Raw genomic sequence first — 26,347 nt, forward strand, 5'->3', positions numbered from 1 at the left:
GGTTCGTTGGACGAAGGTTCCTCCGTGGCCGGAGGCGTTTCGTCGCAAACGTCCGGAAACCTCTACGGCTCCGCTTTCACGCTGCCTGAATTTTGCGCTGCAACAGAAGCACGGTGAGCGAGCGCACGCCCTGTGCCCCGTGGATCAACACGCCCTCGATGTCGGCGGTCGCGGACGGCCCGGTATGGAGCACGGCGTAGGCGGATCGCCCGAATTCCGGGCGTCGATAGGCCGCCTGAATATTGGTCAGGAGATCGGCGGGATCGAGCAGCACGATCAGGTGCTGGGCGAGGTAGGCGACCGCGTTCACGATCAGGTCGTCTTGCGTGAACAGCACCGAGCCGGTCTCGGCGACGCCGAAGCGTGCGCGCACAATCGCCACGTCCACGTCGGCCATGTCCTGCGGGCGCTGCGCCGCCCGGAGATCGCGGTTGCCGGTGAATTCCGGGACGGCGGAGGCGATCACCGCCGCGCCCGCGAGCCGCGAGCGCACGGGGGCGAACGGGTCGGCGGGGCTGCCGGCGCGCTCGACGCGGCCGCCCATCCGGGCCAGCCGCTCGGCGAACTCGGCCACGAGATCGTCGCCGACGAGGGGAGCGAAATCCGGGACCGCGGGCAGCGGGTAATCGCCCGCCGGCCGGTTGGCCTTGAGCCGGGCGAAAATGGCCTCGCGGGCGCTCACGATTGCCCATCCTTGTTCATGCGGTTCTGCCGGTACCACGCGTGGAAACTCTGGCGTGGGGCGTGGGGCATCTCGCGCTTCTTCCCCCAGGTGTTGGCCGGGTTGTAGACGGCGAAGCGCGGCAGGACGCGCAGCGCCGAATCGGCGGCCCCGATCGCGGCGCGGTAGGCGGCGGGGCGGCTCAGCACCGCGCCCGCGGCCTTCATCATGCCCTGCTTCAGCAGCGGGATCTGGTGCTCCTCGGCCAGCACCTTGCGCCACGCAAAGATCTGCTCATGGATGTTGATCTTGACCGGGCAGACGTTGGTGCAGGAGCCGTTCATGGTCGAGGAGAACGGCAGGGTCGAGTATTTGCGCTTGTTGAAGGTCGGATCGATGATGAGCCCGATCGGGCCGGAATAAGTCGCGCCGTAGGAGAGGCCGCCGCTGCGCCGGTAGACCGGGCAGGTGTTCATGCAGGCGCCGCAGCGGATGCATTTGAGCGAGGTCCAGAACTCCTCCATCCCGAGCCGCTCGGAGCGGCCGTTGTCGACCAGCACCATGTGCATCTCGGTCCCTGGCCGCGGGCCCCGGAAATGCGAGGTGTACTGCGTGATCGGCGAGCCGAGCGCGGAGCGCGACAGCAGGCGGATGAACACGCCGAGATGTTCGACCTTGGGGACGATCTTCTCGATGCCGATCGAGTGGATCTGCAGCGGCGGCACGTTGCCCGAGAGGTCGGCGTTGCCCTCGTTGGTGCAGGTGACCACCGTGCCGGTCTCGGCGATGGCGAAGTTGCAGCCGGTCAGCCCCGCATCGGCCTTGAGGATCAGCGGGCGCGTCGTCTCGCGCTGGCTCTCGGCGAGGTAGTGAGCGTCGTCGTTGTCCGGGTCGGTGCCGAGCGTACGGGCGAACACGTCGGCCACGTCGAGCCGCGTCTTGTGGACGGCGGGCATGACGACGTGGCTCGGCTCCTCGTCGTCGAGCTGCTGGATGCGCTCGCCGAGATCGGTCTCGATGATGTCGATGCCGTTGGCCGCCATGAAGTGGCGGAAGCCACACTCCTCGGTCAGCATCGACTTCGACTTCACGAGCGACTTCGCGCCGTGTTTTTGCAGGATGTCGAGGACGATGCGGTTGTGCGCCGCCCCGTCCTCGGCCCAGTGGACGTGGACGCCGTTCGCCTTGGCTGCCGCCTCGAACTGTTCGAGGTAGGTGTCGAGATGGGTGAGGGTGTGCGCCTTGATCTGCGAGGCGATCTCGCGCAGCTCCTCCCATTCGGGGATGCCGTGGGCGGCGGTGTCGCGCTTCTTGCGCACGTCCCAGAGGCGCTCGTCATGGGCCTTCTGGTGCAGCGGCGCGGCGAGGAAGCGCTCGGCGGCCTCGGCCTGATCGATCGGGCGGTTGCCCTTCACCTTGGCGCCGCGGGGCTGCGGCTCGCGGGGGGCGTCGGCGCGGATCGGCTTCGAAGCGGCTTCCGCGTGCTGGAGGCGCTGGCCGTCGGGGCCGCGCTCGCTCTCGTCGCTCCGGGCGCGCACCTCCGGGTGGATCACGCCCTCGCGCTCGCGGGATTGAAGCTCCTCGCTCATGCCGCGGCTCCGTTCAGCACCTGGGCGATGTGGATGTATTTCAGCGGCACGCCGAGGCGCTCGGCGCAGCCCTTCTGATGCATCAGGCAGGAGGAATCGGCCGAGACGACGTAGTCGGCCCCAGCGCGGGCCTGATCCGTCACCTTGTCGTAGCCCATCTTGGCCGAGACCGCGGGCTCGAACACCGAGAAGGTGCCGCCGAAGCCGCAGCACTCGTCGGGCCGCGCCAGATCGACGATCTCGATGCCTTTCACCTTCTTCAGGAGGTTGAGGGGCTTGGAGAAGTACGGCCGGTTCAGCTCGCTGGGCCGGGCATGGCCGATGCCGCGCAAAGCGTTGCAGTTCGAGTGGTAGGCGACCCGGTGCGGGAAGGCCGCCCAGGGCAGTTCCTCGATCTTCATCACGTCGTGCAGGAACTCAACCAGCTCGAAGGTCTTCGAACGTACCGCCTTCACCTCGTCGGTCTGCGGGATGGCGGTGAGGTGCTCGCGCACCTGATGCACGCAGGAGCCCGACGGGGCGACGACGTAGTCGAACCCGGAAAAGTTCTTGACGAACAGGGCCTCGGTGGCGGCGGCCTCGGCGTGGCAACCGGTGTTGGTCATAGGCTGGCCGCAGCAGGTCTGGTCGAACGGATATTCGACGTCGAGGCCGAACCGCTCCAGCAGTTCCAGCGTCGCGATGCCGACCTCCGGCTCGAACGCATCGACGTAGCAGGGGACGAACAGCCCGATCCGCATGGCGCTTCTATAGCTTGTTGAAACCGTGGCGTGGCTCGTCCCATGGAACGGTTACAAGCTGACGCTGTGGGTGCAATACGCCCCTGGCGCCTCGGTTCCAAGCGCCCGCCGGGCCGCCCGGTCAGTTCGTCACGGGGGCCGGTTTGCCAGCGGCGCGGATGCGCTCCAGTACATTGGAATAATTCTCCGGCGTCAGGATGCCGACGAGCTTGTCGCGGATGGTGCCGTCGGGGCCGATGATGAAGGTCTCGGGTACGCCGTAGACGCCGAGATCGATCCCGGCCCGCCCGGTCGCGTCGGCGCCGACGGCGGCGAACGGCAGGCCGTGGCGCTCCAGCCAGCGCCGGCCGGCGTCGCCGGGGTCCTTGTAGTCGATGCCGACGAGGCGGATGCCCGGCTCCTGGGCCAGCCGCATCAGCATCGGGTGCTCGATCTGGCAGGGGGCGCACCACGAGGCGAAGACGTTGAGCACCGTCACCTGACCCTTCAGGTCGGTGCTCGCCAGCCCCGGCACCGGCTGGCCGTTGGCCTGCAGGCCCGTCACGGGGCCGAGCGCGAAGGCCGGCACCGGCTTGCCGATCAGCGCCGAGGGCAGGGCGGCCGGGTCGGCGCCCGAGCGCAGGCGCACGAAGAAGATCACCGCCAGCACCGCGAAGACGACGACCGGCAACAGGACGAGGAACGAGCGCCGGGGGCGCTCAAGGGTCGGGGTCGTACTCATGGTTGCTCACCCTGCAATTCGGCGAGCGCCCGCTTCTGCGCCCGACCGTCGCGCCAGCCGTGGAGGATCAGCGCGCCGAGCACCAGGGCGGTGAAGCCGAAGGCGCCCGCGATGAACGGGGTGTAGGGTCCGAACTCCATGGGCTCCGTCCCTCAGATCGCCTGGCCCACGGGGAGCGCAGCCGCGGCGCGGGCGACGGGCGCCTGCGCCCCCGCATCGAGCCGCTCGGCCTGCCGGATCAGCAGGCTGCGCACCCGGCGGCGGTAGATTTCGGTGCGCATCGCCTGGAGATGCAGCGTCACGCCGAGCAGCGTCATCGCCAGGATCATTTCCAGCAGCGGATACAGCATGGAGGAATGCAGCGTCGGCCCACCCATGCGCAGGATCGAGGCCGGCTGATGCAGCGTCGACCACCAGTTCACCGAGAACTTGATGATCGGCAGGTTCACCGCGCCGACGAGCGTCAGGATCGAGACCGCGCGGGCCGCCCGGCTCGGGTCCTCGATGGTGCGCCACAGGGCGATGATGCCGCAATAGAGCAGGAACAGCACCAGCATCGAGGTCAGCCGCGCGTCCCACACCCAATAGGTGCCCCACATCGGCTTGCCCCAGAGCGAGCCGGTGACGAGGCAGATCAGGGTGAAGGCGGCCCCGATCGGCGCGGCGGCGCGCTGCGACACGTCGGCGAGCGGATGGCGCCAGACCAGCGAGCCGATCGCCGAGAGCGCCATCGCCCCGTAGAAGCCCATGCCGAGCACGGCGGCCGGCACGTGGATGTACATGATCCGCACCGTGTCGCCCTGCTGGTAGTCCGGCGGCACGGTGAAGAAGGTCAGGTACAGGCCGAAAGCGAGCAGCACGGCCGACAGCCCGGCGAGCCAGGGCAGGGTCGCGCCCGACCAGCGCAGGAAATGGCCCGGTTGGGCGAGGCGGTTCCAGAGGGCGGTCCACATGGACCTACCCATACCGCGTGCTGCGCTGCACCAGCAATGCGCGCCTTGCGCGCGGCCGACGGGTTGCACTGCGCAACATTTGTGCACGGTGGATCGGAACGGCGCGGTGCGATCCGACTTTCTGGCGAGGTCTCAGAGCGGCCCCCGGGCTCGACCAATCGTCGATCTCCGCGCCACAGCTTTCATTTCAAGGCACGGTCATGCTGATCCGCACCGGCTACGACATCACTTTCGAGACCCTCGCTCCGACGCCGATGTCGTTCCTCCTGAACGTTCATCCGTCGCGCCAGATGGATCTGCGCAGCCCCGAGACCATCCGAATCGATCCGCAGGTGCCGCAGCGCCAGTCGCTCGACGCGTTCGGCAACGTCGTCACCCGCATTCTCGCGCCCGCGGGCCGGATCGCGCTTTCGGCCGATTTCCTCGTGGACGATTCAGGCCGGCCCGACCCGGTGGTGCCGGACGCGCACCAAATCCCGATTCACGAGCTGCCCGACGACGTGATGCCGTTCCTGCTCGGCAGCCGCTACTGCGACACCGATCGGCTCTGCGCCACCGCGTGGCAGCTCTTCGGCCACACGCCGGAAGGCTGGGCGCGGGTTCAGGCGATCGTCGACTACGTCCACGCGCGCATCCGCTTCGACTACCAGCTGGCGGACGCCACCCGCACGGCCTTCGACGGCTACACCCAGCAGGTCGGCGTCTGCCGCGACTTCGCCCATCTCGCCATCGCGTTCTGCCGCTGCATGAACGTCCCGGCGCGCTACTGCACCGGCTATCTCGGCGACATCGGCGTTCCGGCCGTGCCGGACCCGATGGATTTCTCCGCGTGGTTCGAGGTGTATCTCGACGGCCGCTGGTACACGTTCGACGCTCGCCACAACACGCCCCGCATCGGCCGCATCGTCATGGCGCGCGGCCGCGACGCCACCGATTGCGCGATCTCGACCAGCTTCGGCTCGGCGCGGCTGGTGCAGTTCGAGGTGCATACGGATGAGGTGACCGAGCCCAGCGCGGCCCGACTCGATCGGGCGGCCTGAGTCTGGCCTCGGCGGATCACTCCTCGAGCCGCCGCACGGCCCCCTTCGCCGCGCTCGTCGCCAGCATCGCATAGGCCCGCAAGGCCGTGCTCACCTTGCGCTTGCGCGGCGCCGCCGGCTTCCAGCCGTCCTTCTCGCGCACCGCGCGGCGCTCGGCCAGCACCGCCTCGTCCACGGCGAGATGGATGCGCCGGTTCGGGATGTCGATCTCGATCCGGTCGCCCTGCTCGACGAGCCCGATCAACCCGCCCTCGGCCGCCTCCGGCGAGACGTGGCCGATGGAGAGGCCCGACGAGCCGCCGGAGAAGCGTCCGTCGGTGACCAGCGCGCAGGCCTTCCCGAGGCCCTTCGATTTTAGGTAGCTCGTCGGATACAGCATCTCCTGCATGCCCGGCCCGCCGCGGGGGCCCTCGTAGCGGATCAGCACCACCTCGCCGGCCTTCACGCGCCCGTTGAGGATGGCGTCCACCGAGGCGTCCTGACTCTCGAACACGTGGGCGGTGCCGGTGAAGGTGAGGATCGAGGCGTCCACGCCCGCCGTCTTCACGATGCAGCCGTCCTCCGCGAGGTTGCCGTAGAGCACGGCGAGTCCGCCGTCCTGCGAGTAGGCGTGCGCCCCGTCGCGGATCACGCCGCCCTCGCGGTCGAGGTCGAGGTCGTCCCAGCGCGAATCCTGGCTGAAAGCGACCTGCGTCGGCACGCCGCCCGGCGCCGCGCGGAAGAATGTTTGGACCGATTCGCTGCGGGTCACGGTCACGTCCCAGCGGTCGAGGGCTTCGCCCAGCGTGCCCGCGCTCACGTTGCCGACGCTGCGGTCGATCAGGCCGGCGCGGTCGAGTTCGCCCAGGATCGCCATGATACCGCCGGCCCGGTGCACGTCCTCCATGTGGACGTCGGCCACCGCCGGGGCGACCTTGCACAGCACCGGCACGCGCCGCGACAGCCGGTCGATGTCCGCCATGGTGAACGGCACCTCGCCCTCGTGCGCGGCGGCGAGCAGATGCAGCACCGTGTTGGTCGAGCCGCCCATGGCGATGTCGAGCGTCATCGCGTTCTCGAACGCGGCAAAGCTAGCGACCGAGCGCGGCAGCACGCCGGCATCGTCCTGCTCGTAGTAACGGCGGGCGAGATCGACGATCAGGTGCCCGGCTTCCACGAACAGCCGCTTGCGGTCGGCATGCGTCGCCAGCGTCGAGCCGTTGCCGGGCAAGGACAGGCCGAGCGCTTCCGTCAGGCAGTTCATCGAATTGGCCGTGAACATCCCCGAACACGAGCCGCAGGTCGGGCAGGCCGAGCGCTCGATGATCGCGACGTCCTCGTCCGATACCCGGTCGTCGGCCGCCGCCACCATGGCGTCCACGAGGTCGAACTTGCGGGTGATGCCGTTCATCACGACCTTGCCGGCCTCCATCGGTCCGCCGGAGACGAACACCGCCGGGATGTTGAGGCGGAGCGCCGCCATCAGCATGCCTGGGGTGATCTTGTCGCAATTCGAGATGCAGACCATGGCGTCGGCGCAATGCGCGTTGACCATGTACTCGACCGAATCGGCGATGAGTTCGCGGGACGGCAGCGAATACAGCATCCCGTCATGGCCCATGGCGATGCCGTCATCGACCGCGATGGTGTTGAATTCCTTCGCGACTCCCCCCGCATGCTCGATCTCGCGGGCGACGAGCTGGCCGAGGTCCTTCAGGTGGACGTGGCCGGGCACGAACTGCGTGAACGAGTTCACCACCGCGATGATCGGCTTGCCGAAATCCGAATCCTTCATGCCGGTGGCCCGCCACAGGCCGCGGGCGCCGGCCATGTTGCGGCCGTGGGTGGTGGTGCGGGAGCGATAGGCGGGCATTTTTGCTGATCGACTGTTCGAGCCGGATCGGCCGCTGGGCCGATCCTCCAAGACACACCCTCATCCTGAGGTGCGAAGCGAAGCGGAGCCTCGAAGGAGGCCTCCAGTAGTCACAGCGATCCCTGGAGCCCTCCTTCGAGGCTCAGCCGTTGGCTGAGCACCTCAGGATGAGGGAGAGGGTGGGATCACGCCGAGGAGATCACACCACCGCGGCGTGCTGCGCGTGCAGCCGGACGGAGGCCGCCGAGAGCTTGTTCAGCGCCGAGAGGTACGCCTTGGCCGAGGCGACCAGCGTGTCCGGGTCGGCGCCGCGGGCCGTCACCGAGCGCTCGCCGGCCTTCAATCGCACCGAGACCTCGGCTTGCGCGTCGGTCCCCTCGGTCACGGCGTGGACCTGATAGAGTTCGAGCGTGGTGTCGTGCGGCACCATCGCGTGGATGGCGTTGAACACCGCGTCCACCGGCCCGTTGCCGTCGGCCTCTTCCGTGAAGGTGCGCCCGTCCATCTCGATCTTCATCGTCGCGCGCTGCGGCCCGCGCGTGCCCGCGATCACCGACAGCGAGACCAGCTTGATCCGGTCGTGGGCGGTCGCGAGGTTCTGATCGACCAGCGCCTCGATGTCCTCATCGTAGACGTGCTTTTTGCGGTCGGCCAGATCCTTGAACCGCTCGAACACGTCCTGCATCTGGTTGTCGGACAGCGAGATGCCGAGTTCCGACAGCTTGGACTTGAACGCGGCCCGGCCCGAATGCTTGCCCATCACCAGCGAGGTCTTGGCGAGCCCGACGGAGGCCGGTGTCATGATCTCATAGGTCTCGGAATGCTTGAGCATGCCGTCCTGATGGATGCCGCTCTCGTGGGCGAAGGCGTTCCGGCCGACGATGGCCTTGTTGTACTGTACCGGAAAGTTCGCCGCGTGACTGACGAGCTTCGAGGCCCGCGTCAGCATCGTCGTGTCGATGCCGGTGTCGTAGGGCATCACGTCGGCCCGCGTGCGGATCGCCATGACGATCTCTTCGAGCGCCGCGTTGCCCGCCCGCTCGCCGATGCCGTTGACCGTACACTCGATCTGGCGCGCGCCGCCCTCCAGCCCCGCGAGCGAGTTCGCGACCGCCAAGCCCAGATCGTTGTGGCAATGCACAGAAAAAATCGCCTTGTCGGCGTCCGGCACGCGCTCGCGCACGGAGCGGAACATCGCGCCGTATTCCTGGGGCGTCGCGTAGCCCACCGTGTCGGGCAGGTTGATCGTGGTGGCGCCCGCGCGGATCGCCGCCTCGACGCAGCGGCAGAGGTAATCGATGTCGGTGCGGGTCGCGTCCATGGCCGACCATTCCACGTCCTCGACGAGGTCGCGGGCCTGGGCCACGGTCTTCAGGATGATCTCGATCACCTCGTCCTGCGTCTTGCGCATCTGGTGGGCGAGGTGGATCGCCGAGGTCGAGACGAAGGTGTGGATGCGGCCCCGCTGCGCGTGGCGCACCGCCTCGCCCGCACGGGCGATGTCGGCGGGAATCGCGCGAGCGAGCCCGGCGATCGTTGCGCGTTTGGTGCGCCGGGCGATCTCGGACACGGCCTCGAAATCGCCGTTCGAGGCGATGGGGAAGCCCGCCTCGATGATGTCGACGCCCATTCCGTCGAGGACTTCGGCCACCGCCAGCTTCTCGTCGAGCGTCATGGTGGCGCCGGGGCATTGCTCGCCGTCGCGCAGCGTCGTGTCGAAGATGACGACGCGGTCCTTGGGAGTGATGTTCGCCATGGGTCTTCCCTCGCGGCCGGCGCGCTCGACTCGGTTAAGGAGCGGCGCCGGAATAAGCCTGTCGTTTCCGGGTTCGAGCGGCATCCCCTGAGAGCCCAGGCACGCGCCCGGACGGCCCTCAGGGGCGGCTAAGAAGCAGGCCGACGAGGATGAGCGCGCAGGACGACGCGGCCGCGAAAGCGGCGCCGTCGATCGTCTGCACGGAGCGGCCAGGGGCCACGCTCGGTCTCCTCAGGGGCTGACTCGCCGGCAAGGGGCCCGCGACCAGGGTTCGCGTATGTATCGATTGGTGGGGAGTGTGACAAGCGCAGGCATTGAACGGATGATGACGGCGATCCGATCCGTCGCCGGTGACGATCGGGATGGGCGCCGACAGGGATCACCGGTGCCGGAGGGAAGCGATGTCGACATTCCAGAAGGTGCATGGGGTGCCAAGAAGACCACCGAAGCGCGGCGCGCGGAACTGGCCGGCACGCTGGCTCGGATCGAAGCCGGCGACGGCGGTTCGTTCGCGGGCGCTCATCCCGAGCGGATGGCAGCGTTGTTGCGATGGCTGATCGCCGGCATGGATAAGGAGACACGGGACCGCGCCGCAGCCGACGACCCGAGCGTGCCGCCAAGCGAAGCGGATTTGCCGGACCGTGACGCCATCCGCCGGCGCCTGGAGAACGAACCGGTTTCCCTATCGGTCCGATTGTGGACCGACGACCTGAAGCGGGCCAAGGACTTTTACGATCCGCTGGCAGAAGCATTGGGACTCGGCGAGACCCATGCGTTTGGGCGCCGAGTCTCCTGGCATGCAACGAACCGCTTCGCATTCACCGTGGAGAGCAAACCGGAGGGCCATCGGGGCGATATCGGCAATGGCAGCTTGGTCAGCTTCTCGGCGACGGGAGACGACCACGTCGATCTGATCTACGCCCTCGCCCTCAGTCTTGGCGCAACCAGCGTCGAGGCGCCCTACGACGGCGGCGCCTACTACGCCGCGTCGTTTCGCGATCCCGACGGACATCATATCGAAGTCGTCCACGCCATCTGATCGGGAGATCGAGGGTCGGGCGCTATCGATGATTGACCCGCAAGGAACGCACGCGCAGAACCCTTTCACGGTCAAGCTTGTCCGCGAGATGCCGGCCGTTCGTCGTTCGACCGCAGGGAGACCCGCCGTGCCCTCGACCCGTTCCGCCCTCGTTCTCGCCGCCCTCGGCGTGTCGCTTACCGCCTGCCAATCGAGCGCGCCGCCGCCGGTCGCGGCCGTCGCTGCGGCCCCCGCAGCCGTGATCGCCGACCTGACGCCCGGCGCCGGTTGCGGCCCCATCATCGCCCGGACGCAATCCATCGTCGCGGGCGACGTGCGGACCGGCGACCTGTCGGAGGCGGTCGGCACGCGCTTCGGCGCCGATCTCGGCAAGGCGGCGGACGCCTGCGCGGCCGGCCGCGAAGCGGAGGCGCTGCGCCTGCACGCGGCGGCGAAGGCGCGGTACGGGTATCGGTAGGCGCACACGCGCGATCCCTGGAGCCCTCCTTCGAGGCTCCGCTTCGCTCCGCACCTCAGGATGAGGGGCATGGGTGGGATAAAGGCGCTGGTCTCACTCCGGAAAAACGCTCGCCAGATAGGCCTGGACGAAGCCCGGCATCCGGCCCGCGTCGATGTCGGCCCGCGAGCGGGCAACGACGCTGTGGGCGAGTTCGGGCTCGTCCTCGTGGCCGCGATGGGCATCGATGCGGGCCGTCAAGGCCGCGGCGTCGCCATCGAACCGGACCGGGCGCAGGAAGGCGAGTTGACCGTCGCCGCGCAGCAGCACCCAGTCCTGCGCCGCCCCCTCCGGTAGGGACAGGCCGGTCTCTTCCAGGAACTCGCGCTCGGCGCTTCCAGCGAGGTCCACGACCTCGCCGTCGCGCAGGTCGCCGGGGTCGGGCGTGCCGCAGGGGAAGTAGATCTGGCCGGCATTGGCGGTGTGGGCGCCCATCACGCCGAGCACCACCGCGCCGTCGGCGGTGTGCGGGACGATCGCCGCGAAGGCGTTGGCCACCAGCGCGTCCGGCACGCCCGCGTCGCGGAAGGCGATGAAGCGGGAGTAGCGCGCCTCGAAGAACGCCGCCTCGCAGGCCCCGTCCGCGATGGCGCAGCCGCTTGCGAGATAGACCGGACCGTCGAACAGGCCCGGCGTCTTTTCCAGGCGCCGCGCCCAGTTGCGGTCGATCGCCTCCGCGTTGTCGCGGGCCCAGGCCCAGTCGTAGGGGGCGAGCCGGGCCGCGATCTGTCTGAGCGGCGTCAGGGAGAAGCCCGGCGCGGGCAGGGTCTCGCCCTCAATCGACATGCAGTGTCCCTTCGGAGACCAGCACGGCGGCTCCACCGATCTCGACGGAGCGCAGCGCGCCGTCGGAGATGACCACCTGCAGATCGATGACGCTCGGGCGGCCCATGGCGACGCCCTGGCGGATCAACACGTCGTGGGTGCCGTCGCCGAGCGGCTCGAACTGCGTCAGCACCCCCGCGAAGGCCGCCGCCGCGCTCCCCGTCGCCGGGTCTTCGCGCACGCCGAGGCGCGGGGCGAACATCCGAGCCTGATACTGGCGGCCGATCCCCTCGGGGTCGAGGGCGTAGAGGTAGAGTGCGTCGGCTTCCTCGGGAAAGAGCCGGGCGAGGCCCGCTTCGTCGATCCGCGCCCGGTCCAACGCGTCACGGCTCGCCAGCGGCACGAAGGTGAAGGCCGGGCCCGCCCCGTGCCGGCTCGGGTGATGGCGGTGGAAGCCGATCTTGGAGGGCGACAGCCCCAGCGCTTCGGCGAGTGCCCCGGCCTCCGCGGCCTCGCCGAGATAGCGCGGCAGCACCGGCAGCTTGAACCGGGCGCGGCCGGAGCGCCCGTCGGCCCCCGTCTCGACCACGCAGGAGACGGTGCCGATCCGCTCCTCCAGCCCGAAGGCGAGGGCGTCGATGCCGGGTTTCTCGTTGCGGTCGTGGAGCGCTAGCAGCACCGCGGTCCCGACGGTGGGGTGGCCGGCGAACGGCAGCTCGCGGGCCGGGGTGAAGATGCGGAGCGCCGCCCGGTGGCGCGCCTCGCTCGGCGCCGTCACGAACACCGTCTCGGACAGGTTGAACTCCCGGGCGATGGCCTGCATCGCCGCCGCGTCCAGGCCGTCGCCGTCGAGCACCACCGCGAGCGGGTTTCCGGCCAGCGCCGTGTCCGTGAACACGTCGAGGGTGGCGAAGCGGCGTTTCGGCATCGAAAATCCTTGTCAGACGGTCTCGACCGGGAAGGCGCTGGTCGGGGCGACGAACTCCTCCTGCGCCTCGACGGTCAGCAGTTCCTCGGCGCCGGCCTCCGCCGTGCGGCGCAGCAGCCCGTGGATCGAGGCCGCCGCCATGCCGAGCGCGAGGGCCGCCGAGCGGGTGCGCCAGTAATGCACGAGGTAGAGCGCGGCCACCGCATCGCCCGCACCGGACACCGCCTTGAGGTCGAGCCGCGGCGTGCGCACTCGCCAGAACGAACCGCCTTCGCCGGCCATCATGTCGATGGCGTCCGCGGGCGTTTCGGCGGTGGTGAGCGAAGTGACGAGCACGACCCGCGGACCCAGCGCCTGCACCGCACCGACCGCCGCCTTGGCGCCCGCCAGCGTGTCGGTGGGCGTCCCGGCGATGAGGTCCAGCTCGAACTGGTTCGGCGTGAGGATGTCGGCCGCCGGCACCGCCTGATCCCGCATGAAGTCGGCGATGCCCGGCCGCACGTAGACGCCCGCATAGGTGTCGCCGATCACCGGATCGCAGCAATACAAAGCCTCGCGGTTGGCCGCCCGCACGGCGGCGACCGCCCGCAGGATCGCCGTGCCGATATCGGCCGAGCCCATATAGCCGGAGAGCACCGCGTCGCAGTGTTTCAGGGCGCCCCGCTCGGCCACGCCCTGCACCACCTCCTCGACGGCCGGCCCGTCGAACACCCGGCCGCGCCACTTCCCGTAGCCGGTGTGGTTGGAGAACTGCACCGTGTGCACCGGCCAGACCTCGACGCCGAGCCGCTGCATCGGGAAGACCGCGGAGGCGTTGCCGACATGGCCGTAGGCGACGTGCGACTGGATCGACAGGACCTTCATGACGCTCCGGATGTGTCGTCTTGCACCGCTTTCGTAACCCGATGCGCGATGTGACGCATCCCATGGGCGCGCCGCGCGTTGCGGCTTCGATGCGCTTAAGCCTAGCGGCACCGGGGACGGCATGGACTTCGAGACGATCAAGACGACCGTGCTGACCTTCGTGGAGACGCATAAGGCCTGGGCGCCGCTCGTCACCGGAGCCATCGCCTTCTGCGAATCGCTGGCCTTCCTGTCGCTGCTGGTGCCCGCGACCTTCATCCTGCTCGCCATCGGCGCGCTGATCGGATCGAGCGACCTGCCGTTCTGGCCGATGGTGATTGGGGCCGGCATCGGTGCGGGGCTGGGCGACTGGGTCTCCTACGAGGTCGGCCATTACTTCAAGGACGACGTCAAGAAAGTCTGGCCGATGAAGCGCTACCCGGAGATAACCGACAAGGCGGAAGACTTCTTGCGCCGTTGGGGCGCGGGCGCGGTGGCGATCGGGCGCTTCATCGGCCCGGCCCGCGCCGTAGTGCCGTTGGTGGCCGGCTCCTTCGGGGTCAACCGCATCCCGTTCCAGATCGCAAACTGGCTCTCGGCCTTCGTCTGGGGCTTCCTCATGCTCGCCCCCGGCGCCGGGCTGCTGACGTGGTTCAAGCAGTGAGCGCCTTCCGACGAAGTGGACGCCGGTTCGTCGAACGAAAGCGCGGCACAACAGAGGCTTATCGATGCGCCGTTTCCCGCCCGAACGCATCGTCTGCCTGACCGAGGAGACCGTCGAGACGCTGTACCTGCTGGGAGAGGATCGCCGCATCGTCGGCGTCTCGGGCTACGCCGTGCGCCCGGCCCGCGTGCGCAAGGAGAAGCCGCGGGTCTCGGCCTTCACCAGCGCGGACCTTCCGAAAATTCTCGCGCTCGAACCCGATCTCGTGCTGGCCTTCTCGGATCTCCAGGCGGAGATCGTCGCGAACCTCGCCCGCTCCGGAATCGCGGTCCACCTGTTCAACCAGCGCGACGTGGCCGGCTGCCTCGCGATGATCCGCACGCTGGGCGCCCTCGTCGGCACGGCCGAGCGGGCGGAAGCCTTGGCCCGCTCCTACGAGGCGCGCCTCGACGCGGCCTCCACCGAGAGCGCCGGGCGGGCGCCGCTCAAGGTGTATTTCGAAGAGTGGGACGAGCCGATGATCTCCGGCATCGGCTGGGTGTCCGACCTGATCGGGCATGCCGGCGGGCGCGATGTGTTTCCGGCGTTGAGCCGGATGCAGGCCGCCAAGGACCGCATCGTCACCTCAGAGCAGGTGATCGCGGCGGCACCCGACGTGATTCTCGCCTCGTGGTGCGGCAAGCGCGTCAACATCGACCGCATCCGCGCCCGGCCGGGCTGGGACGCGATCCCCGCGGTGGCGGCCGGGCGCATCCACGAGATCAAATCCCCGCTGATCCTCCAGCCGGGCCCGGCGGCGCTGACGGAGGGGTTCGAGGCGATCCGGGCGGCGTTGGGTTAGACGCGGGCCGGCATTCGGTCGATGTGGGTACTGCTATCCGTCGCCGTCATTCCGGGGCCGCGCAGCGGAACCCGGAATCCACGACTGGCCGTGACGCTTGTACAGCCGTCGCATCACGGGTGGATTCCGGGTTCGCTTCGCGCCCCGGAATGACGGCGGAGAGGGTTCAAGGACGACTCCGCGCCGACGCGAGACATCGCCGCAGGTGACAGCCGCCGCGCTCGCCTGCCAAATGGGCCCGTCATGATTCGGCCCCACCCGCAAGCCATCGCCCCGCTATGTCCACAGCCCTCGCGTCGCCGGCCCTCGCGCATGTCGTCCTGCCGCCCGACCGGCGGCAATCGCCGACCGCGCTCCACATCCAGCGCGGGGTGCGCCGCCTGTTCGCCGAGATGGGCTGTGTGACGCTGCCGGAGTTCTCGCTCGCCAACGGGCGCCGGGCCGACGTGATCGCCCTATGCGGGGCCGGAAAGCTCACCATCGTCGAGATCAAATCGAGCGTCGCCGACTTTCGCGCCGACCGGAAATGGCCGGATTACCGCGACTATTGCGACCGCTTCTTCTTTGCGATCCCCGAGAGCGTGCCCGAAAGCCTGATCCCGGAGGAATGCGGCCTCATCGTCGCCGATTCCTTCGGCGCTGCGATCCTGCGCGAGCCCGCGGCCCATCCCTTGAGCGGCCCGCGGCGCAAGGCCGTGACCCTGCGCTTCGCCCATTTCGCCGCCGGGCTGCTGCACGCGCTGGCCGATCCCGGCGCGATCCGCGAGGGCGCGCTGTAGGTTCAGCCCTGTCCCTGCACCGCTCGCAGCACGTGCACGCGAATCGCCGAGGATAGGTTGCGCCCGGCCCGCTCCGCATCGATCCGGCCGATGAGCGCCTGCACCGACAGGTTTTCCGACCGGGCGATCTCTTGCAGCGCCTCCCAAAACTCCGCCTCCAGCGAGACGCTGGTGCGGTGGCCCGCGATCATGACGGAGCGCTTGGCGACGCCCTCGGGCGCGGGCCGTCCGTCGGTCATTCCTTGTCGGGTTCGCTCAGGCGGTGGCCCTCGTGGCGGGTGGCCTCGATCGCCTTGCGGGTCTCGGCGAGCGTCTTGGCCTTCTTCGGGCGGCCGAACAGCACGCGGTTCTCGGCGGCCTTGGCCTCGCGCTCGGCCTTCTCGCGGGCCTTGCGCACCTGCCGCAGGTTGATGATCTCGGCCACCGAATCGTCCTCCGCACAGGTCCGGCGCAGGATGTTTCCCGCGCCGGAACAGGAGTTTGCGCCTATTCGGCGCCGGGCGCCAGCATGGTTTCCGGCCGCACCACGCGCTCGAACTCCTCGTCCGTGACGTAGCCGAGCCGCAGCGCCTCCTCCTTCAGGGTGGTGCCGTTCTTGTGCGCGGTCTTGGCGATTTCGGCGGCCTTGTCGTAGCCGATCGAGGGCGCGAGCGCCGTCACCAGCATAAGAGAGCGGCTCATCAGGTCGGCGATCTTGTCCTCATTGGCCTTGATGCCGACGACGCAGTTGTCGGTGAAGCTCACCGCCGCGTCGGCCAAGAGCCGCACCGATTGCAGCACGGCGTTGGCGATCACCGGCTTGAACACGTTGAGTTCGAAATGGCCCTGGGAGCCGGCGAAGCTGACGGTGGTGCCGTTGCCGATCACCTGCGCGCAGACCATCGTCAGCGCCTCGCACTGGGTCGGGTTGACCTTGCCCGGCATGATCGAGGAGCCGGGCTCGTTCTCCGGCAGCGACAGCTCACCGAGACCCGAGCGCGGGCCCGAACCCAGCAGGCGGATGTCGTTGGCGATCTTGAACAGGCCCGAGGCGAGCGCCGAGAGCGCGCCCTGGAGGAAGACGAGGGCGTCGTGGGTCGCCAGCGCCTCGAACTTGTTCTCGGCGCTCGTGAAGGGCAGCCCGGTCAGCTCCGCGACCTTGGCGGCGAAGCGCTCGGCGAACTCGGGATGGGCGTTCAGGCCGGTGCCGACGGCGGTGCCGCCTTGGGCCAGCGCCAGCACGCCCGGAAGCGTCGCGGCGACGCGGGCGCCGCCGAGCGACACCTGCGCGGCGTAGCCCGAAAATTCCTGGCCGAGCGAGACCGGGGTCGCGTCCTGAAGGTGGGTGCGGCCGATCTTGACGATACTCTCGAACGCCTTCGCCTTGGCATCGAGCGCTCCGTGTAGATGGGTGAGCGCCGGCATCAGGCGCTCCTGCACCTCGCGGGCGACCGCGATGTGCATGGCGGTCGGGAAGGTGTCGTTCGAGGACTGGCCGCGGTTGCAGTGGTCGTTGGGGTGGACCGGCGACTTGCCGCCGCGCTTGCCCCCGAGCCGCTCGTTGGCGAGGCTGGCGATGACCTCGTTGGCGTTCATGTTGGACTGGGTGCCGGAGCCGGTCTGCCAGACCACCAGCGGAAACTCGTCGTCGTGCTTGCCGGCGACCACTTCCGCGGCCGACTCGGCGATGGCATCGGCGACCTTGGCATCCAACCCGCCGAGATCCTTGTTCACCAGGGCGGCCGCCTGCTTCACGACACCCAAGGCATGGACCAGGGGCGCCGGCTGGCGCTCGGTGCCGATCTTGAAATTCTGGATCGAGCGCTGGGTCTGCGCGCCCCAGTAGCGGTGGGCCGGCACCTCGATCGGGCCGAAGGTGTCGGATTCCGTGCGGGTCTCGACGCGGGACTCGGCGGCTTGGGACTCGTGCGGCGACATCGTGGCCTCTTCGTTGGCTCGGATCGGCCCCTACTTAACGAAGCCGATACCCGAGCGCGATGGTGCCCCGCAAAACAGGCGTGACGCATCCCCCGCTCCGTCACCGCGAAGGTTCGCCCCGCCGATGCAGGACACGGCTCTTCTCACGGCAGCCTCGCCGTTCCGGCCGAAGGTGCCGCCGCCGCTGACCCGGCCGCTCGGCCTGTTCGCCTTCCTCAAGGCGGTGCGCGAGAACCCCATCGCCACTTGGATGCAGGCCCACTTCGAGGAATTCGTCGTCGCGGGCGAGGGGGCGATGGGGCGCATCACGGTCGTGAGCGACCCCGACCTCGTGCGCTACCTGCTGGTCGAGAACGGCGCGAACTACCGCAAGGACGACCTTCAGCGCCGGGTGCTGGCACCGGGCCTCGGCAACGGCCTGCTCACGGCGGAGGGCGACGAGTGGCGTCTGCAACGGCGCACTCTGGCGCCGATCTTCTCCGCCCGGCACGTCGCGGGCTTCGTCGCGCAGATGGACAAGGCCGGCGCCCGCGTCGCCAAGCGGCTGGCCCGGCGCGACGGCGCCAGCATCGATGTCGTCCTGGAGATGACCCGCACCACGCTCGACGTGCTGGAGCGGACGATCTTCACGCAGGGCCTTTCCGGCGACCCCGACGCGCTCGGGCGGGCGCTGACGCGGCTGCTCGAATCGATCGGACCGATCGACCCCCTCGACGTGTTCGGCGTGCCGGGCTTCGTGCCCCGCCTCGGGCGGCTGAAGGCGCGGCCGGCTTTGCGCTACTTCGCCGAAGTGGTCGATGAGCTTCTGGACCGGCGCAAGGCCGCGCTCGCCCGTGGCGAGGCGCCCCACGATCTGATGACCCTGCTGCTCGCCGCACAGGACCCGGAATCCGGCAAGGGCCTGTCGGATCTGGAGGTGAAGGCCAACATCGTCACCTTCATCGCCGCCGGCCACGAGACCACGGCCAACGCCCTGACCTGGGCGCTCTACTGCGTCTCGCAGGACGAGAGCGTGCGGGATCGCCTCGAAGCGGAGGCCGACGCGGCTCTGGGCGAGGACGGCGCGATGAGCCTCGACCGGTTACCCTTCGCCAAGGCGGTGATGGAGGAGACCATGCGGCTGTTTCCCCCGGTGCCGTTCCTCAGCCGTCAGGCCCTGCGCGACGACCGGATCGGGCGCGTGAAGATTCCGAGGAACTCCACCGTCATCATCGCGCCCTACGTGATGCAGCGTCACAAGAAGCTGTGGGAGGCGCCCGATGCCTTCATCCCGGATCGCTTCCTCGGCGAGCGGCGCGAGTCCGTGCGGCGCTTCTCCTATCTGCCCTTCGGCGCCGGGCCCCGCATCTGCATCGGCCAGAGCTTTTCGCTGCAGGAGGCGACGCTGGTGCTGGCCCACGTGGTCCGCGCCGTGCGTCTCACCCTGCCGCAGGATCACCCGCCGGTGACGCCGCTGCACCGGGTGACCCTGCGGCCGAAGGAAGGCCTGCGGATGAAAGCCGAGCGCCGGCACTGAACATGGTTCTACGAAGCCGGGGCGGATCGATGCTTCACCCGTTCCCACCCTCACCCTCATCCTGAGGTGCGCAGCGTAGCGGAGCCTCGAAGGAGGGCTCCAGGGATCGCGCGATACACTGGGGCCCTCCTTCGAGACCGCTTTGCGGCACCTCAGGATGAGGGGATTGGACGGGATGAATGCGCCGAACAGGCTCCGAGACTTAAAACGGGAGACGTGATGAAGACCCTGCCGATCCTCGCTGCCCTTGCCGCCTGCGGGCTTGCAAGCCTCGCCTTCGCGGAAGGCTCGCACCATCACCACGACCACGGCGCCAAGCCCGCCGCGAACGAGACGCCGGCCACCCGTGCCTTCCGCGCGGCCGATGCCCGGATGCACGAGGAGATGGCGATCCGCTACACCGGCGACGTCGATGTCGATTTCGTGCGCGGGATGATTCCCCACCATCGCGGCGCGGTGGCCATGGCGAAGGTCGCCCTGGAGCACTCGAAGAACCCCGAGATTCGCAAGCTCGCCGAGGACATCGTCCGCTCGCAGGACGCCGAGATCGCCTTCATGGAGAAATTCCTGAAGGAGAAAGAGGCCGCCAAGGCGCGCTGAAACGCTGCGACCGTTTCGCACCGCACTGGCCGGCCGGGCCCCTTGGGCTAATTGAAACGCTTCCAGAGTGGGAGCCCGCCCGTGGAAGCATCATCCAGCCTGTCCCTGTCGCTCAGCGTCAACGGCACGCGGCACGACATCGCCCTCGACGATCCCCGCGTCACCCTCCTCGATCTCCTGCGCGAGCGCCTCGGCCTCACCGGCTCGAAGAAGGGTTGCGACCGTGGCCAGTGCGGCGCCTGCACCGTGCTGGTGAACGGACGGCGCGTGAATTCCTGCCTCAGCCTCGCGGTCAGCCTCGACGGCGCTGAGATCACCACCATCGAGGGGCTGGCGCAGGGCGACGCGCTGCATCCGGTCCAGGCCGCCTTCATCGCCCATGACGGCTTCCAGTGCGGCTTCTGCACGCCGGGCCAGATCATGAGCGCCGTCGGCCTGATCCGCGAAGGCCACGCGGGCGACGATCCCGAGCGGGTGCGCGAGGCGATGAGCGGCAACCTCTGCCGCTGCGGCGCCTATATCGGCATCACGCAAGCCGTGCTCGACGCGCAAGCCAAGATGGGAACCGAGCAGCAGGGAGAAGCCGCGTGAACCGCTTCGACTATGTCCGCGCGCGCACCATCGCCGAGGCGGTGGCGGCGGCCACTGAGCCGGGCGCGGCCTATCTCGCCGCCGGCACCAACCTGCTCGACCTGATGAAGGGCGGCGTCACCCGGCCTGCTCGCCTCGTCGACGTAACCCACCTGCCCGATCTGGACCGGATTGATCGACTGCCGGAGGGCGGGTTCCGCGTCGGCGCGCTCGTGCGCAACAGCGATCTCGCCTACGACACTGCGTTCGCCCGCGCCCATCCGTCGGTGGCGGAGGCGCTGCTTTCGGGCGCCTCGGCGCAGTTGCGCAACGCCGCGACGGTTGCCGGCAACCTGATGCAGCGCACCCGCTGCCCGTACTTCTACGACCCGGCCAGCGCGTGCAACAAGCGCCAGCCCGGCGCCGGCTGCGAGGCGCAGGGCGGCGAGACGCGGCTGCACGCCGTGCTCGGCTGGAGCGAGCACTGCATCGCCACCCACCCTTCCGATTTCTGCGTGCCTCTAGTGGCGCTCGACGCCGCCGTGGAGATCGCCGGCAAGGACGGCACCCGCGAGGTGCCGCTCGAAGCCTTCCACCGCCTGCCGGGCGACGCGCCCGAGCGCGAGACAGTGCTGGAGGCGGGCGAGCTGATCGTAGCGGTCCGCCTGCCCGCGGCGGCCGCAGCCTTCTCCGGGCATTCGCGCTACCTGAAGATCCGCGACCGCACCTCATACGCCTTCGCCGTCGTCTCTGCCGCCGCCTCGCTGCGGCTCGACCAGGGGCGCATCACGGAGGGCCGCCTCGCCCTCGGCGGCGTCGCCCTCAAGCCCTGGCGGGCGCGGGCGGCGGAAGCCGTGCTCTACGGTGCCGAACCGAACGAGCACATATTCCGCCAAGCCGCCGACGCAGCCCTCGCTGAGGCGAAACCCTCCGGCGACAACGCCTTCAAGATCGAACTCGCCCGCCGCCTGATCGTCCGCACGCTCACCCGCGCCGCCGCCGGCACGCCGGAGCGCATGCCCGCCCTGCCGGCCTCCGCCTTCGAGGAGACGCTCCATGCCTGACATCGCCACCGAGCAGGCCCGGCACGGGTCGAGCATCGGCCAGCCGCTCACCCGCCGCGACGGGTTTCTGAAAGTCACCGGCGGGGCGACCTTCGCCGCCGACAACCGCCCCGAAGGAATGCTGCACGCGGTCATCGCGGTGAGTCGCATCGCCAGGGGCCGCGTCACCCATCTCGATGTGGCGGCGGCCAAGGCCCATCCGGGGGTCGTCGATGTGATGGTTCCGGGCAACGCCCCGAAGCTTGCCTCCGACCCGGACGCCAAGAACGATCCCTTCACCTTCCGGCTCGACCTGCTCCAGAACGACCGCGTCCGATACGCCCACCAGCCGATCGCGGTGGTGATCGCCGAGACGCTGGAGGCCGCGACCGAGGGCGCCGAGCTTTTGGCGCCCCGCTACGAGACGGAAAAGCCCCGCATCGGCCTCGATACGGCGGAGGCCCACCAGCCGGAGGCGGTGGGCGCGGGCGACAAGACCGCCGCGAGCAAGGGCGATGTCGAGGCGGGGCTGAAGAACGCCGAGCGGCGGATCGAGGCCGTCTACGAGACGCCCGCGCAGTACCACAACGCCATGGAGCCCCATGCCATCGTGGCGCAGTGGGACGGTGATCGGCTCACCGTCGACACGCCGAGCCAGGGCATGGCGATGGCGACGATGCGGCTCGCCGGCCTGTTCGGCATCGATCCGAAGAACATCCTGGTGCGCTCGCCCTTCCTCGGCGGCGGGTTCGGGTCGAAGGGCTTCCTCTCCGGGCCCCAGGTGCTCGGCGTCATGGCGGCCAAGCACGTGGGCCGGCCGGTGAAGCTGGTGCTGCGCCGCGAGCAGATGTTCGGCCCGGTCGGCCACCGCGCCGAGACGCGCCAGACGCTGCGGCTCGGCACCGACGGATCGGGCGCGCTGACCGCGCTCGATCACCACACGCTGACCGCCACCAGCAGCTTCGACGACTTCTACGAGCCGGCGAGCGCCCTCTCGCGCTACCTCTACAAGGCGCCCTCGCTCTCGACCGGGCATTCGGGCGTGCGGGTCGATACCGGCACGCCGCTGTTCATGCGCGCCCCCGGCGAGGCGTCGGGCAGCGCCGCACTCGAAGCCGCCATCGACGAGATGGCGGAGGCCTGCGGCATCGACCCGCTCGTCTTCCGCCAGATGAACTACGCCGAGGCCGAGCCGATCTCGGAGCGGCCGTTCTCCTCGAAGGCGCTCCGCGAATGCTACGAGCAGGGCGCGGCCCGCTTCGGCTGGGATCGACGTTCGCCCGAGCCGCGCTCCATGAGCGATGGGGCCGGGCGCCTCGTCGGCTGGGGCGTCGGCACCGCCCTTTTCCCGGCGCTGATGATGCAGGCCGAGGCCCGCGCCGAAATCCGCGCCGACGGCTCCGGCACCGTCGCCATCGGCGCCCACGATATGGGGCAAGGCGCCTGGACGGCTTTGGCCCAGATCGCCGCCGACGGCCTCGGGATCGATCTCGACCGGCTGGACTTCCAGAGCGGCTCCTCGGACCTGCCGAACGGCGGCATCGCCGGCGGCTCGGCCCACACCGCCACCGCTGGTTCGGCGATCCACTCGGCCGCCGCCGCCGTGCTGGCGCAGCTCTCGGAGCTCGCCACCACCGACGAGCGCTCGCCACTGTTCGGCGCCGGCAATGCCGGCGTCTACGCCGCGGGCGGGCGCCTGATCCGACGGGACGACGAGAGCCGTGGCGAGTCGTTCTCCGACATCCTGGCGCGGGCCAAAAAAAATTCGGTCTCGGCCTCGGGGAAGGGCGCGCCCGATCCGGCCTCGCGCGAATCCTACGCCATGCATGCCCATGGCGCGGTCTTCGCCGAGGTCACCGTCGATCCCGATCTCGGCCAGATCCGGGTGACGCGCCTCGTCGGCGCCTTCGCCGCCGGCCGCATCGTCAACCCGCGCCTCGTCACCAGCCAGTATTACGGCGGCATGATCTGGGGCGTGTCGTTCGCGCTCCACGAGAACGCCGTGGTCGATCCGCGCTCGGGCCGGGTGATGAACCCGAACCTCGGCGAGTACCACGTGCCCGTGAACGCCGACGTGCCCTCGATCGAGGCGATCCTCGTGGAGGAGCACGACCCGCACGTGAACCCGCTCGGCATCAAGGGCGTCGGCGAGATCGGCATCACCGGCACGGCCGGCGCCATCGCCAACGCGGTGTATCACGCGACCGGGGTCCGGGTGCGGAAGATGCCGATCACGCTGGACAAGGTGCTGGGGTAGGCCGCCCCCACCGAACAAATCCCCTCATCCTGAGGTGCTCGGCCGAAGGCCGAGCCTCGAAGGAGGGCTCCAGCCCGCGCGCGATCCCTGGAGCCCTCCTTCGAGGCCGCTACGCGGCACCTCAGGATGAGGTCGTGGGTGGGATAAGAGAAACAGGCGCCGCCCTACTCCCCCACGTCCCGCCGCCACCGCGCCTCGGCGCGGCGGTACAGTTCCACGTCCTCCGGGTTCAGCGCCTCCAGCCGCGCTCGCGCCGCCTCGTCGAGCGAGGGCCCCGTCAGCCGGCTGACGATGGAGCGCTTGTTGCGGTGGAGCACCGGGAAGGTCGTGCCGAAGCGCGCGTTGAGGCGGGCGACGAAGCGGTCGTAATCCGAGAGGATGCCGACGACGCCGACCGTGTCGAGGTCGGCGATGCCGAAGGACCGCGCCTGGATATTCTGGTTCTCCGGCCGCTCGGTGAACGCCTCGAAGCTCTCGGCGGTGCGCCCCTGCGCCTTCTGGAAGGCGTAGTAGGACAGCACCTGATCCGGCACCGGGCGAAACAGCGCGAAGGCGCGGGCCGGGTCGTAGCAGGGCAGGTAGGCCGCGCTCATGTGGCTGGAAAAGAACGCGATGTCGTTCTCGACGATGTACTCTGCCAGCGCCACGACCTTCTGCTCGATCGGCATCTCCGGGCTGTAATGCATGATCCGGTTGGCGAATGGGCTCGTCGTCTTGGCGTCGCGCCCGTAGGCCATCAGCAGCTTGTCGGCGGGAAAGATCTGCGCCGCCGCTTGGCGCAGGCTGGTGCCGCCGGTCTTCGGCAGGTGGATGAAGAACAGGGGCGCCATGCGTCGGGTTCTTTGAAACGCCGCGCGGGCGCGGGCTCGGGTATGGAAGGGCCGGCGACGACATCCTTTGTCGAGCGGGCGCAAATAGGGCATCCTCCCCGCCAACGCCATCCGCCGGAGGACGATCCGCTTGGCCGTACCGAACCGCAAGCCGAAGGTCGCGCTCGAGAGCATGGCTTCCACCGTTGCCTCCAACGTCACTTGGCAGACGCTGCAGCCGCGCGAGCGGCGCTGGCAGCGGATGGGCCAGCGGCCGGTGATCGCGTGGTTCACCGGGCTGTCGGGGGCGGGCAAGTCGACCATCGCCGACGCCGTCGATCGGGCGCTCACCGAGGCCGGGCGCCACACCATGGTGCTCGACGGCGACAACCTGCGCCACGGGCTCAACCGCGATCTCGGCTTCACCGCCGCCGACCGGGCCGAGAACATCCGCCGTGCCGCCGAGACCGCCCGGCTGATGGCGGAGGCCGGGCTCGTCGTCATCGTTTCGCTGATCTCGCCCTTTCGGGCCGAGCGGCAGACGGCCCGCGACATCGCGGGCGACGTGCCGTTCCTCGAGGTCTTCATCGACACGCCGCTCGCGGTCTGCGAGGCGCGCGATCCGAAGGGGCTCTACGACCGGGCCCGCGCCGGGGCGATCCCGAACTTCACCGGCATCTCGGCGCCCTACGAGCCGCCGGAGGCGCCCGACCTGACGCTCGCCACCCGCGGCCGCGCGGTAGCGGATTCGGCCGAGCCCCTGATCGCGGCTTTGCTGAACCTCAGCGCGGCGGAGCCCACTGCCAGAACACCGAGCCGGTGAACTCGAAGGCCAACTCGCCGCGCTGGTTGTGCGCGGTGTTGTGGTGGGTGGCGATGCCCCAGCCGGGGCGCGAGGCGGACGACCGCCGGTCGATCAGGCGGCAGGCATAGGTGAGCGTGTCGCCTGCGTAGACCGGCTGCCGCCAGCGCATGTCCTTGAAGCCGGGCGAGGGCCCGAGCTGCGGCACCGGGCCGGAGCGGGCGGTGAGCGCGAGGTCGCGGGCGAAGGTGGCGTGCAGCCGCTTCATCCACACCGCCGCCGTCTGCCAGCCGGAGGCGCACAGCGCGCCGAAATGCGTGGCCCGCGCGGCGTCCGGATCGAGATGGAAGATCTGCGGATCGTATCGCTGAGCGAACGCCACGATGGCCTCGGCGTCGAAGCGGTGGGCGCCGAGCGCCCGCACGCGGCCGATCTCGGCCTCGCCGAGATAGGGGAAGAGTTCCGCATCCTGCGCCTCCGTCACAGGCGCCGTATCAGTGTCGAGGGTGACTTCGCGCGGCTCCGGGCTGGCGCCGGCGCGGGCGAAGAGTGCCGCGAAGTTCTGGGTCATCACCGCCTCGCCGCGCGCGTCGGCGAGCGTCAGGCTGAAGCGAGCGATGCCGCGGTCGGGCTTGGAGGCGGAGGCGCGGGTCTCCTCGACCCGGATCGTCGCCGAGAGCGCGTCGCCCGGCAGCACCGGCTTGAGCCAGCGTAAGCGGTCGATGCCGGGCGCGCCCATGGAGGTGGCATGCCCGACCAGCGCCTCGGCGAAGAGCCGCATGCCGACGGCGGCCGTCTGCCAGCCGGAGCCGATCAGCGTGCCGACGAAGGTCTTTTGGGCCGCCGCCTCGTCGAGATGGAAGGGCTGCGGATCGTACTCGCGGGCAAAGGCGATCATCGCCTCGCGGGTTACGGTGACCGGGCCGGCCTTGTATTCCTGGCCGGGGGCGAGGTCGTCGAAGGTGAGAAGGGCCATGGGCTGCCGCGCGGCGTGACGGGTTGCCGACCGGCTATCATGTCCGGCCGTACCCGGACCAGCGAGCGCATGCAGGCCTGCATCCCACCCAACCCACTCATCCTGAGGTGCGGAGCGCAGCGGAGCCTCGAAGGAGGGCTCCAGACATCGCGCGATCCCCGGAGCCCTCCTTCGAGGCCCGCCGAGGCGG

28 protein-coding genes are annotated in these 26,347 nt (G+C 69.6%); 12 read left to right on the forward strand and 16 right to left on the reverse strand.

Annotation, left to right across the window (positions count from 1 at the left end; all coding sequences use genetic code 11):
• Positions 1 to 76: 76 nt before the first annotated feature.
• The 6 genes from ASG52_RS10135 to ASG52_RS10160 form a co-directional block, all read right to left on the reverse strand.
• The gene (locus tag ASG52_RS10135; RefSeq protein ID WP_056242544.1) at positions 77 to 682 is read right to left on the reverse strand and encodes a LutC/YkgG family protein; all 606 of its coding nucleotides are present in this window, start codon (positions 680 to 682) and stop codon (positions 77 to 79) included.
• A complete protein-coding gene (locus tag ASG52_RS10140; RefSeq protein ID WP_056242546.1) occupies positions 679 to 2,250 on the reverse strand; it encodes a lactate utilization protein B in 1,572 nt (523 codons plus the stop codon). Before ASG52_RS10140 ends, ASG52_RS10135 begins: the two co-directional genes overlap by 4 nt.
• Positions 2,247 to 2,990, reverse strand: coding sequence for a (Fe-S)-binding protein (locus ASG52_RS10145; protein WP_056242548.1), 744 nt, complete (start codon positions 2,988 to 2,990; stop codon positions 2,247 to 2,249). The genes ASG52_RS10140 and ASG52_RS10145 overlap by 4 nt, the downstream gene beginning before the upstream one ends.
• 121 nt (positions 2,991 to 3,111) lie before the next feature.
• Positions 3,112 to 3,711, reverse strand: a complete 600-nt coding sequence (locus ASG52_RS10150; RefSeq protein WP_056242550.1) for a DsbE family thiol:disulfide interchange protein — start codon at positions 3,709 to 3,711, stop codon at positions 3,112 to 3,114.
• Positions 3,708 to 3,851: a heme exporter protein CcmD gene (ccmD, locus tag ASG52_RS10155; RefSeq protein ID WP_056242552.1), complete on the reverse strand. Its 144-nt coding sequence runs from the start codon at positions 3,849 to 3,851 to the stop codon at positions 3,708 to 3,710. Before ccmD ends, ASG52_RS10150 begins: the two co-directional genes overlap by 4 nt.
• Positions 3,852 to 3,863: 12 nt before the next feature.
• A complete protein-coding gene (locus ASG52_RS10160) occupies positions 3,864 to 4,664 on the reverse strand; it encodes a heme ABC transporter permease (protein WP_056242555.1) in 801 nt (266 codons plus the stop codon).
• Positions 4,665 to 4,864: 200 nt separating this feature from the next.
• On the opposite strand from ASG52_RS10160, the gene ASG52_RS10165 reads away from it, so the two are divergent.
• Positions 4,865 to 5,704, forward strand: coding sequence for a transglutaminase-like domain-containing protein (locus ASG52_RS10165; protein WP_056242558.1), 840 nt, complete (start codon positions 4,865 to 4,867; stop codon positions 5,702 to 5,704).
• Between the two features lie 16 nt (positions 5,705 to 5,720).
• On the opposite strand, the gene ilvD is transcribed toward ASG52_RS10165, so the two are convergent.
• Entirely contained in the window at positions 5,721 to 7,556 is a 1,836-nt protein-coding gene (gene ilvD, locus ASG52_RS10170) for a dihydroxy-acid dehydratase (RefSeq protein ID WP_056242560.1), read from the reverse strand.
• A 199-nt stretch (positions 7,557 to 7,755) separates the two neighbouring features.
• Positions 7,756 to 9,312, reverse strand: coding sequence for a 2-isopropylmalate synthase (locus ASG52_RS10175; RefSeq protein WP_056242562.1), 1,557 nt, complete (start codon positions 9,310 to 9,312; stop codon positions 7,756 to 7,758).
• Between the two features lie 322 nt (positions 9,313 to 9,634).
• Between ASG52_RS10175 and ASG52_RS10180 the strand changes: the two genes are divergently transcribed.
• Together ASG52_RS10180 and ASG52_RS10185 are read left to right on the forward strand one after the other, a co-directional pair.
• Entirely contained in the window at positions 9,635 to 10,351 is a 717-nt protein-coding gene (locus tag ASG52_RS10180) for a VOC family protein (RefSeq protein ID WP_156383880.1), read from the forward strand.
• Positions 10,352 to 10,439: 88 nt separating this feature from the next.
• Positions 10,440 to 10,808, forward strand: a complete 369-nt coding sequence (locus tag ASG52_RS10185) for a hypothetical protein (RefSeq protein WP_056243182.1) — start codon at positions 10,440 to 10,442, stop codon at positions 10,806 to 10,808.
• Between the two features lie 93 nt (positions 10,809 to 10,901).
• On the opposite strand, the gene ASG52_RS10190 is transcribed toward ASG52_RS10185, so the two are convergent.
• The 3 genes from ASG52_RS10190 to pdxY are packed head-to-tail and all read right to left on the reverse strand — an operon-like array spanning position 10,902 to position 13,404.
• Entirely contained in the window at positions 10,902 to 11,633 is a 732-nt protein-coding gene (locus ASG52_RS10190; protein WP_056242566.1) for an NUDIX hydrolase, read from the reverse strand.
• Positions 11,623 to 12,540 carry a PhzF family phenazine biosynthesis protein gene (locus tag ASG52_RS10195; protein WP_056242567.1) on the reverse strand — a complete coding sequence of 306 codons (918 nt, stop codon included), beginning with the start codon at positions 12,538 to 12,540 and terminating at the stop codon, positions 11,623 to 11,625. The genes ASG52_RS10190 and ASG52_RS10195 overlap by 11 nt, the downstream gene beginning before the upstream one ends.
• A gap of 12 nt (positions 12,541 to 12,552) precedes the next feature.
• A complete protein-coding gene (gene pdxY / locus ASG52_RS10200) occupies positions 12,553 to 13,404 on the reverse strand; it encodes a pyridoxal kinase PdxY (protein WP_056242569.1) in 852 nt (283 codons plus the stop codon).
• A gap of 121 nt (positions 13,405 to 13,525) precedes the next feature.
• Between pdxY and ASG52_RS10205 the strand changes: the two genes are divergently transcribed.
• The 3 genes from ASG52_RS10205 (at position 13,526) to ASG52_RS10215 (ending at position 15,667) form a co-directional block, all read left to right on the forward strand.
• Entirely contained in the window at positions 13,526 to 14,047 is a 522-nt protein-coding gene (locus ASG52_RS10205) for a DedA family protein (protein ID WP_056242571.1), read from the forward strand.
• Between the two features lie 64 nt (positions 14,048 to 14,111).
• Complete coding sequence (locus tag ASG52_RS10210) at positions 14,112 to 14,888, forward strand: cobalamin-binding protein (RefSeq protein ID WP_056242572.1); 777 nt, start codon at positions 14,112 to 14,114, stop codon at positions 14,886 to 14,888.
• Positions 14,889 to 15,166: 278 nt separating this feature from the next.
• The gene (locus tag ASG52_RS10215) at positions 15,167 to 15,667 is read left to right on the forward strand and encodes an MmcB family DNA repair protein (RefSeq protein ID WP_056242574.1); all 501 of its coding nucleotides are present in this window, start codon (positions 15,167 to 15,169) and stop codon (positions 15,665 to 15,667) included.
• A 2-nt stretch (positions 15,668 to 15,669) separates the two neighbouring features.
• Here the strand turns inward: ASG52_RS10215 and ASG52_RS10220 are convergent, their stop codons facing one another.
• The 3 genes from ASG52_RS10220 to fumC all read right to left on the reverse strand — a co-directional run bounded on the left by ASG52_RS10220 (position 15,670) and on the right by fumC (position 17,584).
• Positions 15,670 to 15,906 carry a ribbon-helix-helix domain-containing protein gene (locus ASG52_RS10220; RefSeq protein WP_056242578.1) on the reverse strand — a complete coding sequence of 79 codons (237 nt, stop codon included), beginning with the start codon at positions 15,904 to 15,906 and terminating at the stop codon, positions 15,670 to 15,672.
• Positions 15,903 to 16,091: a DUF4169 family protein gene (locus ASG52_RS10225; RefSeq protein WP_056242580.1), complete on the reverse strand. Its 189-nt coding sequence runs from the start codon at positions 16,089 to 16,091 to the stop codon at positions 15,903 to 15,905. The genes ASG52_RS10220 and ASG52_RS10225 overlap by 4 nt, the downstream gene beginning before the upstream one ends.
• A gap of 62 nt (positions 16,092 to 16,153) precedes the next feature.
• Positions 16,154 to 17,584, reverse strand: coding sequence for a class II fumarate hydratase (gene fumC / locus ASG52_RS10230; RefSeq protein WP_056242582.1), 1,431 nt, complete (start codon positions 17,582 to 17,584; stop codon positions 16,154 to 16,156).
• A 124-nt stretch (positions 17,585 to 17,708) separates the two neighbouring features.
• On the opposite strand from fumC, the gene ASG52_RS10235 reads away from it, so the two are divergent.
• The 5 genes from ASG52_RS10235 to ASG52_RS10255 all read left to right on the forward strand — a co-directional run bounded on the left by ASG52_RS10235 (position 17,709) and on the right by ASG52_RS10255 (position 23,570).
• A complete protein-coding gene (locus ASG52_RS10235) occupies positions 17,709 to 19,100 on the forward strand; it encodes a cytochrome P450 (protein WP_056242584.1) in 1,392 nt (463 codons plus the stop codon).
• A gap of 219 nt (positions 19,101 to 19,319) precedes the next feature.
• The gene (gene copM, locus ASG52_RS10240) at positions 19,320 to 19,700 is read left to right on the forward strand and encodes a CopM family metallochaperone (protein WP_056242585.1); all 381 of its coding nucleotides are present in this window, start codon (positions 19,320 to 19,322) and stop codon (positions 19,698 to 19,700) included.
• Positions 19,701 to 19,781: 81 nt separating this feature from the next.
• Positions 19,782 to 20,291: a (2Fe-2S)-binding protein gene (locus tag ASG52_RS10245; RefSeq protein WP_056242586.1), complete on the forward strand. Its 510-nt coding sequence runs from the start codon at positions 19,782 to 19,784 to the stop codon at positions 20,289 to 20,291.
• Positions 20,288 to 21,334, forward strand: coding sequence for an FAD binding domain-containing protein (locus tag ASG52_RS10250; protein ID WP_056242588.1), 1,047 nt, complete (start codon positions 20,288 to 20,290; stop codon positions 21,332 to 21,334). Before ASG52_RS10245 ends, ASG52_RS10250 begins: the two co-directional genes overlap by 4 nt.
• The gene (locus ASG52_RS10255) at positions 21,327 to 23,570 is read left to right on the forward strand and encodes a xanthine dehydrogenase family protein molybdopterin-binding subunit (protein WP_056242590.1); all 2,244 of its coding nucleotides are present in this window, start codon (positions 21,327 to 21,329) and stop codon (positions 23,568 to 23,570) included. Before ASG52_RS10250 ends, ASG52_RS10255 begins: the two co-directional genes overlap by 8 nt.
• A 164-nt stretch (positions 23,571 to 23,734) precedes the next feature.
• Here the strand turns inward: ASG52_RS10255 and ASG52_RS10260 are convergent, their stop codons facing one another.
• Positions 23,735 to 24,400 (reverse strand): hypothetical protein, encoded by a 666-nt coding sequence (locus ASG52_RS10260; RefSeq protein ID WP_056242592.1) that lies wholly within the window; start codon positions 24,398 to 24,400, stop codon positions 23,735 to 23,737.
• 172 nt (positions 24,401 to 24,572) lie between these two features.
• Between ASG52_RS10260 and cysC the strand changes: the two genes are divergently transcribed.
• Positions 24,573 to 25,202, forward strand: a complete 630-nt coding sequence (gene cysC, locus ASG52_RS10265; RefSeq protein WP_056243185.1) for an adenylyl-sulfate kinase — start codon at positions 24,573 to 24,575, stop codon at positions 25,200 to 25,202.
• Here cysC and ASG52_RS10270 read toward each other — a convergent pair.
• Positions 25,162 to 26,157, reverse strand: a complete 996-nt coding sequence (locus ASG52_RS10270; protein WP_056242595.1) for a MaoC family dehydratase — start codon at positions 26,155 to 26,157, stop codon at positions 25,162 to 25,164. The two genes, cysC and ASG52_RS10270, sit on opposite strands and share 41 nt — an antisense overlap.
• Positions 26,158 to 26,347 lie beyond the last annotated feature (190 nt).

Source organism: Methylobacterium sp. Leaf456, assembly GCF_001425465.1.
Lineage (GTDB): Bacteria > Pseudomonadota > Alphaproteobacteria > Rhizobiales > Beijerinckiaceae > Methylobacterium.